The following is a 13,215-nucleotide window of genomic DNA, read 5'->3' as shown; positions in this document are numbered from 1 at the left end:
AATCGCTGGCCAGGATGAACACGACAATGCGGGAGTGGAGCTGGGCGCGGAGGCTTCCCGGCGTTCTTGCAGGGGGCGTCGCTAGTCGCGGCTCTCGGTTTCCATCTCCAGCACCAGATCGTCCTGCGCCAGTTCTTCGGCGGCGATCTCCTGCTCTTCGGGCGCGGCTTCGGCAGTGGGGACGGCATCGTCCTCCTGCGCTGAAACATGAAACCGTCGCGCCAGCTTCCAGGACAGCGAGGCCAGCGATGCGTACAGGTCCTCGTTGTGCACAAAGATGTGATCGGGCACGCGCAGCCTGCCCGGGCTGAAGTTCCAGATGGCCAGAATTCCGGCATCGACCATCAGATCGGCCACTTCCTGTGCAGCCTCGGCCGGGGTGGTGATGATGCCCAGATGAATGCTCATGCGTGGCGCAAGATCGCAAAGCTTGTCGAGCGAGAAGACGGATTTGTCGTAGATCTTTTGCCCGACCTTGGAGGGATCGCGGTCAAAGGCGGCCACAATGCGCAGGCCGAACTTGGAAAAGCGCTCGTGCCCGAGCAGGGCCGTGCCCAGATTGCCGACGCCCACCAGAAAAGCCTCGTTGACGTTGTTCCAGCCGAGAAAGGTTTCAATGGCCTGAATCAGCTCACGCACGGTGTAGCCGGTCTTGGGTTTGCCCACAATGCCGGTGTACTGCAGATCCTTGCGCACCTGCACGGGCACGCAATTCAAATCCCGCCCAATCAGGCTGGCGGAGACTTGCAGAATCCCCTTGGTCTCCAGCTCAATCAGGTAGTGGTGGTACTGGGGCAGCCGCCGCAGGCTGGCCTGCGGGATGGACGACGTCTGACGCGGCGCTCCACTTAACCCATACGATAAATTTCTATCGATACCCACTGCTCGATCCTATGTCTCCCATTCATGAATCACAGTGACATGCATCACCCCCTCCGGGCACAGCCCGGACTGCCCAAAGGCAAGGGAAATGGCATGAACACATTCCCCGATCATATCCTTACTTGTGACTTTGCGCGACCACCTGCGGTGGGGCCAACTGCTTCGCGTGACTCAGCTGAGCACATGAGGCAGATTCCCTGCGTGCCTTTGGGGGCACTCTATTGTTTGAGAGAGTTGGGGTGTTGGCAACATTCTAACAATCCGCATCACTGAACGCAGACCTGCAGACTGCCGGCGAGCTCAATGTGGCGTCAGCGCTGCTTTTCGGTGTATTCTACCCGCAGGAAAGGGGGCTTTCATGGCAAAGGGTGAAGTGTATATCGAAAGGCGTGAACAAGGAGATTATGCAGTAAGAAAACCTGGTTCGGAAAGGGCCAGCGCAATTCTCCCGACCCAAGCTCAAGCCATTGAGCGGGCTCGTGCAATGAACCCGGATGCAGCCGTCCACGTTGAGCGCGTCCGTGACACCAATGTTGGTGGAAGGGACAAGTGGCGGAAGATTTAAAAGCTGAGCAAGCCTCTGAGGCTTACGATAGAATCGCTTGCAAATTCAGCACTTTATTTCGCCGTTGTCAGACCCAACTGTTCTTGATCCGTGCCGCAGCCTTGTCGATCTCGGGGTATAGTGTGCTTTCGTTGATGCCGAGGTTTTCAAGTGCCTTTCGAATGCGGGCCTTCGATTTCTGAGGGACAAGAAATGGTGTTGGTTCAATCATTTTCGGAAAGAATATTTCCTTGGATGGCTCTATGCCATACAAGATGAAGGCTCCAGATTGCGCCACGATTCTCCTGTTACTCATTTTTGGATGAATATAGTAGGGCTTAAACAAATCTATAGGGTTGATAATTGACAGAAAATACGATTTTTCTGACCGAATAAATTGATGAAGTCGTTTAATCACATCATCTTGATTAAATGTTGCAATTTGCTCGTCTTCGGGAAGATCTATCAATGACTCTTTCAACCGATCAATCGCATCCTTCTCATCTGAAGTCATATTGGCCAAATTGGCTATACAGCTTACTGAATCACTGTCATAGTACTTCTCGCGGTCCTCTGGAATTGCAAAACCAATGACGCTACCGTTGGTCGGTTTGCTACCTTCAGGTCCCGGGTCGGTTGCAAAATAAAGAGCGACCAATGCATTATGAGTAACGTCCAGCAATCGAGTCGGCAAACCAAAATGCTGCATCCGGACAAGTTTGTCGAACATAGTTTCGTCGGATGCAAACTCGTTAGGATGAACTGAGATCAGATCGCGAATTGCCCTTTTCTCATTCCGTAGAAGTCCTCCATAATCGCGTCGGAATATACCCGCTACAATTGGCCAAGAAGCGTCACGTTGGCCCCGATAGCATTTCAAGTCATATACATGCCTTGACGGCTTAGCAAATTGCTCAAACTTCTCTATGAAGCCAGTTAGAGTTCGAGCCGGATTAGATGCGGTCGTGCTTTTCTCAGCCATGTAACACCTGTGAAGGTCTGATCAGTAGGGTGGTCCGCAGATCGGAAGATGATTTTAAATATTAGATGGCAAAAGCAAAGCCTGCAATGAGATGAACTGTCTGAGTTTCGGAGAACGATCTGACAACAAAAGGGCTCCCAGAGTCGTCGCTCGTATTTTGGGGATATGTTGAAGGCTCAAATGTCAAAAGACGGGACGTGCTTTATGTCCTTCAGGATTGGCCCCACAAGTTGGCTCATCCAGATTTACGCATTATCGTCGAGTTACTCATATCCCTCGGTCTTCGACCGAGAATGCGATAGTACAAAATCATTTTCAAAGAGCCGCGCAAAAGCAAACCCCCCTGTCCGCATGCAGCGGGCAGGGGGGTGTTTGTAACAAGTGAAGAACTACTTCTTCAGACCGTCGAGCTGGATCTGGAAGTCTACGATCTTCTTCAGCGTGTCGTAGGGGGCGTTGGCGGGTACCTGGCGGCCATTGATGACCAGCGTGGGAACCTGATTGATGCCAATGCTCTCGGCCAGCTTGACCGAAGCGTCTACGGCAGCCTTGGTATCGGCGGAGCTGGCGCAGGCGGCGATCTTGGCGGCATCGGCACCGGCCTTGGCCACGGCGCTGTTCAGGGTCAGCTGTGCGCCGTCGGCGGTCTCCAGGCCATCCTGGCCATCAAAAACGGCCGAGGCGAACTGGAAGAAGGCGGTGCTGCCGACCTGCTTGGCCACGCACAGACCAAAGGATGCGGCCTTGACGGCCTGCGGATGGATCTGGGCGATGGGGTCGATCTGGAAGACGATGCGGGCCTGCGGATAGTCGGTGACCAGCTTGTCCATGTTGGGCTGGGCAGCCTTGCAATGCGGGCACTGGAAGTCAGCAAACTCGACGATCTCCAGATCCTTGTTGACGGCGCCGCGGGAGGGGCCATTGGCTTCCTTCTGCAGTTTTTCACGCAGGTCAGCAAAGGGCTTGGAGCCAAAGTCCACCACGGAGTCGCCAGAGATGATGTGCTTGCCATCGGCCATGACGTAGAAGGCCAGACCCTGGGGCTTTTCCTTACCCGTCTTGTCGCCGATCAGGACCACAACCTTGCTGACGCCCTCGATGGGGGTCTTCAGGATGGCCTGTACCTGCCAGATGCGGTTATCTTCATAGCCCCAGCTAGCACGCAGAAAATCTTCCACGGTCTGCTTGGTGGGGGTAGCAGCGGTAAAGTTGGCCGGATCGGGCTTCGGGAAGACCGGAGCAGCCGTCGGAGCGGAAGGAGCCTCGGGTGCTGCCGGAACCTCGGTCTGGGCCTTGGCAAGAGTGGGCAAAGACAGCGCAAGCAGCGCGGCAAGGCTGATGCTGGCGGTACGAACAGACGAACGAATCAAGCGGATTCTCCTTCAATATGGGCGGAAAATTGCCCAGAATTAGCTTATACCTGAACCTTGACAGCAATGGGAAATCTGCGTCCCATGCCGAAAGACTTGGCGGTAACCTTGAGCACCGGCGCGGCCTGCTGGCGCTTGTATTCATTGCGCTCGATCAGGCGGACAAAGCGCTCCACCAGCTCCAGCGGAAAGCCGTGGCTGGCCACAATCTGCTCGGGCGTTTCGTAGCGCTCCACGTAAGCCTCCACAATCGGGTCCAGAACATCATACGGCGGCAGCGAGTCGGTGTCTTTCTGGTCGGGACGCAGTTCGGCCGAGGGTGGCTTGGTCAGGATCGCATCGGGGATGATCTCCTCGATGCGGTTGATCCAGCGGCAGAGGTCGTAGACGCGGGTTTTAACCAGATCGCCGATGACGGCCAGAGCCCCCACCATATCGCCATAGAGGGTGCAGTAGCCCACCGCCATCTCGCTCTTGTTGCCGGTGGTAAGCACTAGCGCGGAAAACTTGTTGGAGAGCGCCATCAGCAGGCAGCCACGGGTGCGCGACTGGATGTTTTCTTCGGTGGCGTCAGCCTTGAGCCCCGCGAACATCGGTGCCAGAGCACTCTGGAACTGGTTGAAGGGATCGCCGATGGCAATGACCTCAAAGCGAATGCCGAGCTTGGCGGCGAGCTGCCGGCTGTCGTCAATGGAGCCCTGCGAGGAGTAGGGGCTGGGCATGCCTACGGCAATCACGTTCTCCGGGCCCAACGCCTCAGCGGCAATCACGGCCACCAAAGCGCTGTCGATGCCGCCGCTCAGGCCGATGAGCGCCTTTTTGAAGCCGCACTTGCGCACGTAGTCGCGTGTGCCCAGCACCAATGCGCGATAGCTGGCTTCGGTGTCGTCGTCCTCGGGCTCGGGGATGGGCGCGGCGGTGAAGGGATCGACGATGACCAGATCCTCGGCAAACGACGCGGCCTGCGCCACCAGCTCACCCTGGGCGTTGAAGGCCACCGAGGAGCCGTCGAAGATCAGGCTGTCATTGCCGCCCACCTGATTGACCAGCACCACGGGAATCTGATCGCGGCGGGCGAGGGCCGAGAGCATCTGGCGGCGTACGCCGCGCTTCAGGTGCCAGAAAGGCGAGGAAGAAAGGTTGATATGAATGGCCGGATGCTGCTGGCGCAGTTCTTCCATCGGATCGACGGTGTAGAGCCGCTTCTGCCAGAAGTTTTTGTCGTTCCAGGCGTCTTCGCAGACGGAAACAGCCAGCCGCAGGCCGTCGAGCTCAACCACCTGCTGGCTCTTGGCCGGAGCAAAGTAGCGCTGCTCGTCAAAGACGTCGTAAAAGGGCAGCAGCCGCTTGTGCTGCTCCAGCAGGATCTTGCCCTTGTCGAGGAGGACGGCGGCGTTGACGGCCGGTTTACCGCTGCCTTCGGGAGCCTTGAGGGCCACGCCGACCAGAATGGCGGTGGGCAGCTCGCGGGTAGCCTCGGCCAGTTCGTCCATAACAGCGCGGCAGCGGGCCAGAAAGCTGGGTTTCTCCAGGAAGTCGGCTGGAGGATAGCCGCAGAGAACCAGCTCAGAGAAAACTGTGAGCCGTGCCCCAGCTGCGGCCGCACGACGGGCAGTGGTAAGGACCTTGTCCAGATTTCCGGTGAAATCTCCCACCGTAGGATCGATTTGCGCCAGTGCAATCTTCACGTATCCAGTGTATTGCATTGTTTGTGGGTTGTTTGGGAGGGAGCAGGGGCATTTATGCCCCTGAATGAGATTTGCTGGGGAAGATGCCTTCAGGCACGGGTATTTTCACTGCATGCAAAAGGCCCGCGGCTAAAGCCATGCGCGTTTTGCGATGGATTCAGGGGCATGAATGCCCCTGCTCCCTCCCAAAAACATGGAATTGTCATGCGAAAGTTCGCATCCTGATTGCTCTGTCATCTTGAGCGTAGTTTGGCCGTTTTTTGGGCTAAACGGAGTCGAAAGATCTGCGGTTGTTCTTCAAGGAGCTTCCGTAGAAGTTGATGTGCCTTTGGAGCCAGGGTTCCTTTTGGCAGAGCCAAAAAGCAACCGCAGATCCTTCGATTCCCTGCGGTCGCTCAGGAGGACAGTCTGGATTCTGATGAGAACTTCAGAGGCAGAACCCTAACCCTAGGAACCGGTTCCGGCAAAGACCACAAAGACCGTGCGTATGACGATCTTGAAGTCCAGCCAGATGCTCCAGTTTTCAATGTAAGCCACATCGAGCGATACGTAGCTGGCAAACGACGGATCGCGGCGGCCCTGCACCTGCCACAGGCCGGTGATTCCGGGCGTCACCTGCAGGCGGCGCAGGTGGCTGAGGTTGTATTTTTTTACCTCGCTGGCAATGGGCGGACGCGGGCCTACGACGCTCATGTCGCCGCGCAGCACATTGAAGAACTGGGGCAGCTCGTCGAGTGAGTATTTGCGCAGAAAGCGGCCCAGGCGGGTAATGCGCGGGTCGTTGTTGATTTTGAACAGCACGCCATCGCGTTCGTTCAGGTGCGAAACTTCGGCCCGGCGCTGTTCGGCGTCCTGCACCATGGTGCGGAACTTGGAGCAGCGGAAGACGCGGCCTTTTTTGCCGATGCGCTCCGAGTGATAAAAGACCGGCCCCGGCGAATCCAGCTTGACGGCCAGCGCCAGCAGCAGCAGCAGGGGCGAAGTCAGCGCCAGCACTGTGGCGGAGAAGGCAATGTCGAAGAGCCGCTTGAGGGCCAGACCCACATCATGGGAGCGGTTGCAGTAGAGCGGAATGGTGGGGAACTGGCCGATGTACTCGATGGGGCTGTTCCAGGCCAGGCCGTCGTACATATCGGGAACCACGCGCAGGTCCACGCCCAGCACCCGGGCCTGCTCATAGACGCTTTGCACCACGTCGCGGTCGCAGGGCGAGGTGAGGAAGATCTCGTCAATGAACTGCTTGCGGGCATTCTGGAAGAGAGCGTCGATGGAGCCAATCACCTCACTGGCGGTGGCGGCGGGAAAGCCCTCATGCGCTCCGGGCGCTTCCACAAAGCCCTTGAAGTTGTAGCCGAGGTTGCGCATGCTCTTCAGGTGATGCCGCAGCGCCAGCGCTTCCGGGCCAGAGCCGACAATCAGCACATTGCGCGTTCCCAGGCCTTGTTCGTAACGGCGATAGAGCAGAATCCTGTAGACAAAGCGGCGCAGCCCCAAAAGCACGGCCACAAAGCTGATGGTGATCAGCACCAGTCCGCGCGGAATATCGTCGGCATGCACCAGATAGAGCGTTCCGGTCAGCACCAGGGCCGAGATCATGGAAGCTTGCAGGCTGAGTCGCTGCTCATGCAGAAAGCTGCTTAAGCGTTTTGGGTTGTATATGTTGAAGCGACGGCTGGTGAAGACAAGAATCAGCGTGAACCAGCACAGCAGAGCCAGCAGAAGCCCAGTCGAACGGCCCTGAATCAGGCTTCCACGCCAGAAGAGATGCGCCCCCCAGAATGGCTCCAGATGGAACTCGAAGAGCGTGGCGATGGTGCTTGAAATCAGCACAGTCAGCACATCGAGCAGGATCCAGAGTTTGGTTGTGCCCCGGCTGGCAGGTGCAGACGAGCCTGTCTGCAAGCCCTCCGCTTCATGGGAAGCGGCCAGCGTTGCCGTAATCCGTTGCCAGAACTCTGAAGTCGCCATCGATTACAGACCTCACCTTGGAAACTGTTAGGGAAAATATTGCAACACATGGTTGCAGGGAGCGTAGTCACCATCCGGATACGCTAAGGGGTTGGATGTGATTCTGCTTGCTTAGAGCATTTTCGAAATACACGTAGACTTTTTAAGGGGCTTGCAAGATTCCTTTTTCTTGAGGAAAAAGAAACTTAGCATCCAGCTTTCGGTCTACACCAATTCCGAAAATGCTATATGGTTGCTCGCAGTGGGCTATCCCACACACTCTATTGCATTTTCTAGTCGTAATCTCTACGAAAAAGCGGAACAGGCTGAACGGAATCTTCAGCGCAATTTCTGCGCACCTCAGCCAGTCGATGAGAAGATGCCGGAAAACTCGAAATGCTTCAAACTTTTTGGACAAAATCAATAAAACATAGATACATAAACAAACTGCCAAATGTTCTTCCCGCTACATATGAATCCTTGATCGCGGCAGGAAGTCCGTTCACAGCGCATCATTGGCTTATGGGCTTATGCAATGAACTAGACTGGTACCAGCTTCGCCGAAACAGGTGCCAAGTTCAAGTAAAAAGTTAAAGTAGGCTAATTACGGGCTTTCAGTTGGCCGTGTCCATTGGTAACCTGTACGCGTCCAGCTCCAGGAATTGCCGGATCGTTGCATCCTGCAGATCCAGAAAGCCCTGCAGCGAACCAAAATAATGCGCCTTCCCCTGATCGAGGAAGAGAACCCGGTCAGCCAGCCGCCGGGCAAAGCGCATGTCATGCGTGACCACGATGCTGGTAAAGCCGGTTTGCACCTTGAGCTGCTGGATCAGGTCGCCCATTCTGCGGGCAATGATCGGGTCGACCATGGTGGTGGGTTCGTCGTAGAGCACGACCTTGGGATTGGCCGCCAGGGCGCGGGCAATGGCCACGGCGCGTTTGCGGCCGGTGGAGAGGCTGGCCGGCAGCGCATCCACGGCGTCTTCGGCATTCACCAGCCGGATGAGCCGGTCGGCCTCGGCCAGAATCGCTTCTTCACTCAGATCGCCCCGCTCCCGCAGCGGAAAGGCCACGTTTTCGCGGACGCTGAGCGAATCAAAGAGCGCGCCGTTCTGGAAGACCATGGTCACATGCTTGCGGATCTGGCGCAGGCTTTCTTCGTCCAGGGCGTTGATCTGCTGTCCGCCGACGCGGATGGAGCCGGAGTCGGGTTTGAGAAAGCCCATCAACAGACGCAGAGAAACCGATTTGCCCACCCCGCTGCGGCCCAGAATGCAGAGTGTTTCGCCGCGATTGACGAAAAAACTCACATCTTCAAGCACGGGCCGCTCATTAAAGGCGATGGAAACGTGCTCGAACTGGATCAGGGGATCGTTGGCGGCGAGTTCAGTCTTTTCCGCCGCGCAGTTTTCTGGGTTGGTCAGGCAATCAAACATGGCTCCGTTCCAGCTTACGCGAAAGGCGGGGCGGAAGGTGTTTTCGGAATCTAATAGGGGGTAAAAGGAAAACGCCGGTTGGGGAACCGGCGTTTTCCTGGGTCGGAATGGGGCTGAATTACTTTCCGGCTTCCTCCAGGAAGCGGATCAGCGACTCAATGCCGAGCTTGTAGTTGTGTAGACTGAACTTCTCGTTGGGTGCATGAATATTGTCGTCGGGCAGGCCAAAGCCCATCATCACGCTGGGCGCGTTCAGGTGACGGTCGAAGTCGCCCACGATGGGAATGGAGCCGCCGGAGCGGATGAAGACCGTGTCCTTGCCCCAGACTTCATGCAGGGCGCGGGTGGCGGCCTGAATGTACTTGTTGTTGACCGGAATCAGGCAGGGATCGCCGGAGTTGATCAGGCGCACCGTGACCTCGACGCCTGCGGGCGCGATCGACTCAACGTATGCTTTGTACTGCTCAAAGCTCTTGGCCGGAACCATGCCCGGAACCAGACGCATGGAAACCTTGGCCAGCGCCTTGGCGGGAATCACGGTCTTGGCGCCGGTGCCGGTAAAGCCGCCGGGAATGCCGTGCACGTCGAGGGTGGGACGGGCCCAGGTGCGCTCAAGCACGGTGTAGCCGGGTTCACCCACCAGCTTCTTCGAACCCACTTCCGTAATACGGTAGTGTTCTTCGTCGAAGGGCAGGCTGTGCCAGGCCTTCAGTTCCTCGGGGCTGGGCGGAATAATGTCGTCATAGAAGCCGGGGATGAGGATGTGGCCTTCCTCGTCCTTCAGCTTGGCCAGCATCTGGGCCAGACTGACGAAGGGGTTCGGTGCCGCGCCGCCGTACATGCCGGAGTGCAGGTCGTTTTTGGCGCCGCGCACTTCGATTTCGGTGTAGATCATGCCACGCAGACCAACGCAGAGCGTGGGCAGGCCGGGCGCAAAGAGTTCGGTGTCGGAGATCAGAGCGAAGTCAGCCTTCAGCTCGGGCGGTTTGGAGGCTACGTAAGCTTCAATGCCTTCGCCGCCCACTTCCTCATCGCCCTCAAAGAGGATGCGGACGTTGATGGGGAGCTTGCCGTTCGCGGCCATCAGCGATTCCAGCGCCTTGACCTGCGCCACCACCTGGCCCTTGTCGTCGGCCGCGCCGCGCGCATACAGATTGTCGTCGCGCTCGGTGGGCTCAAAGGGAGGCGTAATCCACTCGTCGATGGGGTCAACGGGCTGCACGTCATAGTGGCCGTAGAGCAGCGCGGTGGGCTTGCCCTCGGCATGGAGCCAGTCGGCATATACCAGCGGATGGGCCACGGTTTCAATCAGCCGGACGTTCTCAAAGCCGATGCGCTTCAGCTCGGCGGCCAGTGTTTCGGCCGTCTTGCGGCAGTCGCTATCGTGTTCGGGAAGCGTGGAAATCGAGGGGATGCGCAGCAACGACTTTAATTCATCAAGAAAACGGGAATGATTTTCGCGTGCGTAGGCAACAGCGGGCGACGACATACAGAAATGCTCCTTCTTGAGCGGTTCAGAAATCTTTGTGGGAGTGCGAATTTCTTTGCTGGGGGATTGCTGCCCTTCGCACATTAGAGGTTTCTGAATCGCTGTAACAGTGAAAAGTATAGCCCGGCGCGGATGAGGGATGCGCCGGGAGGAATGAAAATGTCTTTGTAGAAGATCGTCCGTTCTGGGGAAAGCGTGATTGCTGCGGGGAAAAAACTTCTTATCTACCAAAAAATTCTTGCAATGCCGTCCCAAAAGCATCCCCCAAAGCATTCATGCCGGAGCGCAATTTTAACCTTTCTTTGTCCGGAATGCACTTCGGTTTTGCCCCCAGCCCGCACGGAGGCAGTTATGGCTGGTATTCTGAAACAAGCAAGGTGCCTTCCCCGTCCCTATGTGCACCTGCTTAACTCTCGGGAGGAACAACAGAGAATGATCGATCTGGCGGGCAAGACAGCCGTCATCTTCGGGCTGGCCAACAAGCGGTCCATCGCCTGGGGTATCGCCCAGAAACTTCACCAGGCTGGTGCAACCCTGGCCATCTGTTACCAGAACGAGCGCATGAAGCTCGAAGCTGAGGACCTGATCGCCGAACTTCCCGGAGCGAGCGGTTTTCAGTGCGACGTCTCAAATGACGCCGAGATCGACGCTCTTTTTGTTCAGCTGAAGGAAAAGTACGGCAAGCTGGACACCGTGGTGCATGCCGTGGCCTTTGCGCCGGCGGCTGATCTGCGGGGAGACTTCCTGAATACCAGCCGCGAAGGCTTCCGCGTGGCCATGGACGTCAGCGTTTACTCGCTGATTGCCGTTGCCCATGGCGCGGCCCCGCTGATGACCGACGGTGGCTCCATCATGACGATGAGCTATTACGCGGCCGAAAAGGTTGTGCCCAACTACAACGTGATGGCACTGGCCAAGTCGGCGCTGGAGTCGGCCACCCGCTATCTGGCCTGGAATCTGGGCACGCGCAATATCCGCGTGAACGCGATTTCAGCCGGTCCCATCAAGACGCTGGCTGCCCGCGGTGTGGGCGACCTGAGCGACATGATGAGGGCGCACGCTGATCGTGCTCCGCTCAAGCGCAATGTAGATACGTTGGAGGTGGGCGGCACTGCTCTGTTCCTTGCCAGCGATCTTTCCTCAGCCATTACCGGCGAGGTGATCTACGTGGATTGCGGCTATAACGTGATGGGGTACTAAAAAACAGGGGCTAGGAGCTAGATGTTAGCTTCTAGCCTTTAGCTTCTAGCTTCTAGCACCTAAAACCTTGTAAGCAAGCTCGCCGTTTTACACTAAGAACAGCATGTCGATCAAAGCTACAATTCTGATTCTTTTGGCGGGCGCTGTGGCTCTGTGTCTGACGGCCGCGAGCGTTGTGGGCTTCAATATTTGGTCCGCCGAGCACAAGACGCTTGTCCATCAGCCCAGTGCCGTCGATGAAGGTCGTACCAATCTGCATGGAGAACTGGTGCAGGCGGGCAACCGCGAGGCCGAGATTGAAAAACAGGAGTGGAACTCTCCCGTCCAGTTGCAGGGCCTGATCGAATCGCATAAGCAGCGCATGACCGAGATGGGCGACAATCCCGAAGGCAAGGAATTGGTGGCCCATGATCAGCAGGCCATTGACCGCCTGAGCAAACGCATTACTGAAATTTATGTAGAACGCGAAGCCGCCGCCGAACGCCAGGCCGAACAGGCCAGCGAAGCCGCGGATGAAGGCGAACAGCAGCCGCAGCAACCCGCACAGCCGTAGCTGTTCGCTGTTTTCCATCCTCCGCTCCCTGACCTGACCTCTGTTCTTTGATCTCTGATTTCTGCCCTCTGTTCTCTGTCTTGGAGTCCTCATGTCCCTGTCCCGTTTTCTTCCCTTGCTTGCCTTGTTGTTTGCCGGAGCGGTTGAAGCCCAGCAGGGCGATCTGCTGGTGGTCACCAAGCAGTCGCATGCGCTGGCCATCGTTGATCCGGTAACCCTGACGCGGGTGGGAGCGATTCCCATCGGCGAAGATCCGCATGAGGTGGTGGTGGCGCCTGACGGCCGCACGGCCTACGTGACCAACTATCAGGATGCGAGTCTGGACACGATTCAGCGCGTGGATCTGGTGACGCAAAAGCAGCTGGAGCCGGTCAGCATTGCTCCGCTGCGGGGTGCGCACGGGCTGTTTCTGCATGGCAACACGCTATGGTTCACGGCGGGCGGATCGAATGCGATTGCCGCGCTCGACACTGCGACCAACCGCGTGACCACTGTGCTAGGTACCGGGCAGGACAATACGCACATGGTGTGGGTTTCGCAGGATGGACAGCGGATGGCCGCTTCCAATGCGGGTTCCGGCACTATGAGCCTTTTTGTGCGCGATACGCTGCCCGCCGCGCAGCATGGAACAACGGCAGGATGGAAACACACGCTGCTGCCCGACGGTCTGGGAGCTGAGGGCTTTGCCGTGGCTCCCGATGAGAAGACGCTGTGGGCTGGCAATCAGGACGGCGTGATTACGGTGATCGATCTGGAGTCGGGCAAGGTGGTGGAGAGCTTTGAGGCGGGGGTGCTGGGCGCCAACCGGCTGAAGTTCACGCTCGATGGAAAACGCGTGGTGGTGACGACGCACAAAGGCAAGGATCTGGTGGTGATCGATGCCGCCACGCACGCCGTCGTCAAGCGCATTCCCATCGAGGAGCGCGGCGCATCGGGTATTCAGATGGAACCGGGCGGAAAGCGCGTCTTTATTGCCTGCCCACGCGATCACATTGTGGCGGTGGTTGACCTGGAGAAGCTGGAACGCGTGGCCACCATCGACGCCGGACGCGAGCCGGATGGAATGACGTGGTGGGAGCGGGGCAGAGAACAGAGAACAGAGAACAGTCAGTAGCAAGTAGTAA

General features: G+C 57.4%; 11 protein-coding genes. 4 read left to right on the top strand and 7 right to left on the bottom strand.

What is annotated here, in order from left to right:
- Nucleotides 1-81: 81 nt before the first annotated feature.
- Nucleotides 82-882, bottom strand: a complete 801-nt coding sequence (locus tag ACOBR2_RS13690) for a redox-sensing transcriptional repressor Rex (RefSeq protein WP_420236675.1) — start codon at nucleotides 880-882, stop codon at nucleotides 82-84.
- Nucleotides 883-1,240: 358 nt separating this feature from the next.
- Between ACOBR2_RS13690 and ACOBR2_RS13685 the strand changes: the two genes are divergently transcribed.
- The gene (locus tag ACOBR2_RS13685) at nucleotides 1,241-1,447 is read left to right on the top strand and encodes a DUF2188 domain-containing protein (RefSeq protein ID WP_420236674.1); all 207 of its coding nucleotides are present in this window, start codon (nucleotides 1,241-1,243) and stop codon (nucleotides 1,445-1,447) included.
- Between the two features lie 67 nt (nucleotides 1,448-1,514).
- On the opposite strand, the gene ACOBR2_RS13680 is transcribed toward ACOBR2_RS13685, so the two are convergent.
- From ACOBR2_RS13680 to ACOBR2_RS13655, 6 genes are all read right to left on the bottom strand, one after another.
- Complete coding sequence (locus tag ACOBR2_RS13680) at nucleotides 1,515-2,408, bottom strand: FRG domain-containing protein (protein WP_420236673.1); 894 nt, start codon at nucleotides 2,406-2,408, stop codon at nucleotides 1,515-1,517.
- Between the two features lie 389 nt (nucleotides 2,409-2,797).
- A complete protein-coding gene (locus ACOBR2_RS13675) occupies nucleotides 2,798-3,778 on the bottom strand; it encodes a thioredoxin domain-containing protein (protein WP_420236672.1) in 981 nt (326 codons plus the stop codon).
- A gap of 44 nt (nucleotides 3,779-3,822) precedes the next feature.
- A complete protein-coding gene (locus ACOBR2_RS13670; RefSeq protein WP_420236671.1) occupies nucleotides 3,823-5,466 on the bottom strand; it encodes an NAD+ synthase in 1,644 nt (547 codons plus the stop codon).
- A gap of 447 nt (nucleotides 5,467-5,913) precedes the next feature.
- A complete protein-coding gene (locus tag ACOBR2_RS13665; protein ID WP_420236670.1) occupies nucleotides 5,914-7,434 on the bottom strand; it encodes a sugar transferase in 1,521 nt (506 codons plus the stop codon).
- A 593-nt stretch (nucleotides 7,435-8,027) separates the two neighbouring features.
- Nucleotides 8,028-8,849 carry an ABC transporter ATP-binding protein gene (locus ACOBR2_RS13660; RefSeq protein ID WP_420236669.1) on the bottom strand — a complete coding sequence of 274 codons (822 nt, stop codon included), beginning with the start codon at nucleotides 8,847-8,849 and terminating at the stop codon, nucleotides 8,028-8,030.
- Between the two features lie 118 nt (nucleotides 8,850-8,967).
- On the bottom strand, nucleotides 8,968-10,338 hold the full coding sequence (locus ACOBR2_RS13655; RefSeq protein ID WP_420236668.1) for a dipeptidase: 1,371 nt from the start codon (nucleotides 10,336-10,338) through the stop codon (nucleotides 8,968-8,970).
- A gap of 432 nt (nucleotides 10,339-10,770) precedes the next feature.
- Between ACOBR2_RS13655 and ACOBR2_RS13650 the strand changes: the two genes are divergently transcribed.
- The 3 genes from ACOBR2_RS13650 (at nucleotide 10,771) to ACOBR2_RS13640 (ending at nucleotide 13,205) form a co-directional block, all read left to right on the top strand.
- Nucleotides 10,771-11,538 (top strand): enoyl-ACP reductase FabI, encoded by a 768-nt coding sequence (locus ACOBR2_RS13650; protein ID WP_420236667.1) that lies wholly within the window; start codon nucleotides 10,771-10,773, stop codon nucleotides 11,536-11,538.
- A gap of 103 nt (nucleotides 11,539-11,641) precedes the next feature.
- On the top strand, nucleotides 11,642-12,091 hold the full coding sequence (locus tag ACOBR2_RS13645) for a hypothetical protein (RefSeq protein WP_420236666.1): 450 nt from the start codon (nucleotides 11,642-11,644) through the stop codon (nucleotides 12,089-12,091).
- Nucleotides 12,092-12,182: 91 nt separating this feature from the next.
- A complete protein-coding gene (locus ACOBR2_RS13640; RefSeq protein WP_420236665.1) occupies nucleotides 12,183-13,205 on the top strand; it encodes a YncE family protein in 1,023 nt (340 codons plus the stop codon).
- The last annotated feature ends 10 nt before the right edge of the window (nucleotides 13,206-13,215 follow it).

Origin of the sequence: Telmatobacter bradus, from assembly GCF_048629425.1 — a bacterium.
In the GTDB taxonomy this organism is placed as follows: domain Bacteria; phylum Acidobacteriota; class Terriglobia; order Terriglobales; family Acidobacteriaceae; genus Telmatobacter; species Telmatobacter bradus.
Note: the sequence above shows the minus strand (reverse complement) of the source record. Positions and strands in the feature narration are given on the sequence as shown.

Coding starts and splice junctions, on each gene's coding strand:
- ACOBR2_RS13655 (WP_420236668.1), bottom strand. CDS start 10,338: ATGTCGTCGCCCGCTGTTGCCTACGCACGCGAAAATCATTCCCGTTTT.
- ACOBR2_RS13660 (WP_420236669.1), bottom strand. CDS start 8,849: ATGTTTGATTGCCTGACCAACCCAGAAAACTGCGCGGCGGAAAAGACT.
- ACOBR2_RS13665 (WP_420236670.1), bottom strand. CDS start 7,434: ATGGCGACTTCAGAGTTCTGGCAACGGATTACGGCAACGCTGGCCGCT.
- ACOBR2_RS13650 (WP_420236667.1), top strand. CDS start 10,771: ATGATCGATCTGGCGGGCAAGACAGCCGTCATCTTCGGGCTGGCCAAC.
- ACOBR2_RS13685 (WP_420236674.1), top strand. CDS start 1,241: ATGGCAAAGGGTGAAGTGTATATCGAAAGGCGTGAACAAGGAGATTAT.
- ACOBR2_RS13680 (WP_420236673.1), bottom strand. CDS start 2,408: ATGGCTGAGAAAAGCACGACCGCATCTAATCCGGCTCGAACTCTAACT.
- ACOBR2_RS13640 (WP_420236665.1), top strand. CDS start 12,183: ATGTCCCTGTCCCGTTTTCTTCCCTTGCTTGCCTTGTTGTTTGCCGGA.
- ACOBR2_RS13645 (WP_420236666.1), top strand. CDS start 11,642: ATGTCGATCAAAGCTACAATTCTGATTCTTTTGGCGGGCGCTGTGGCT.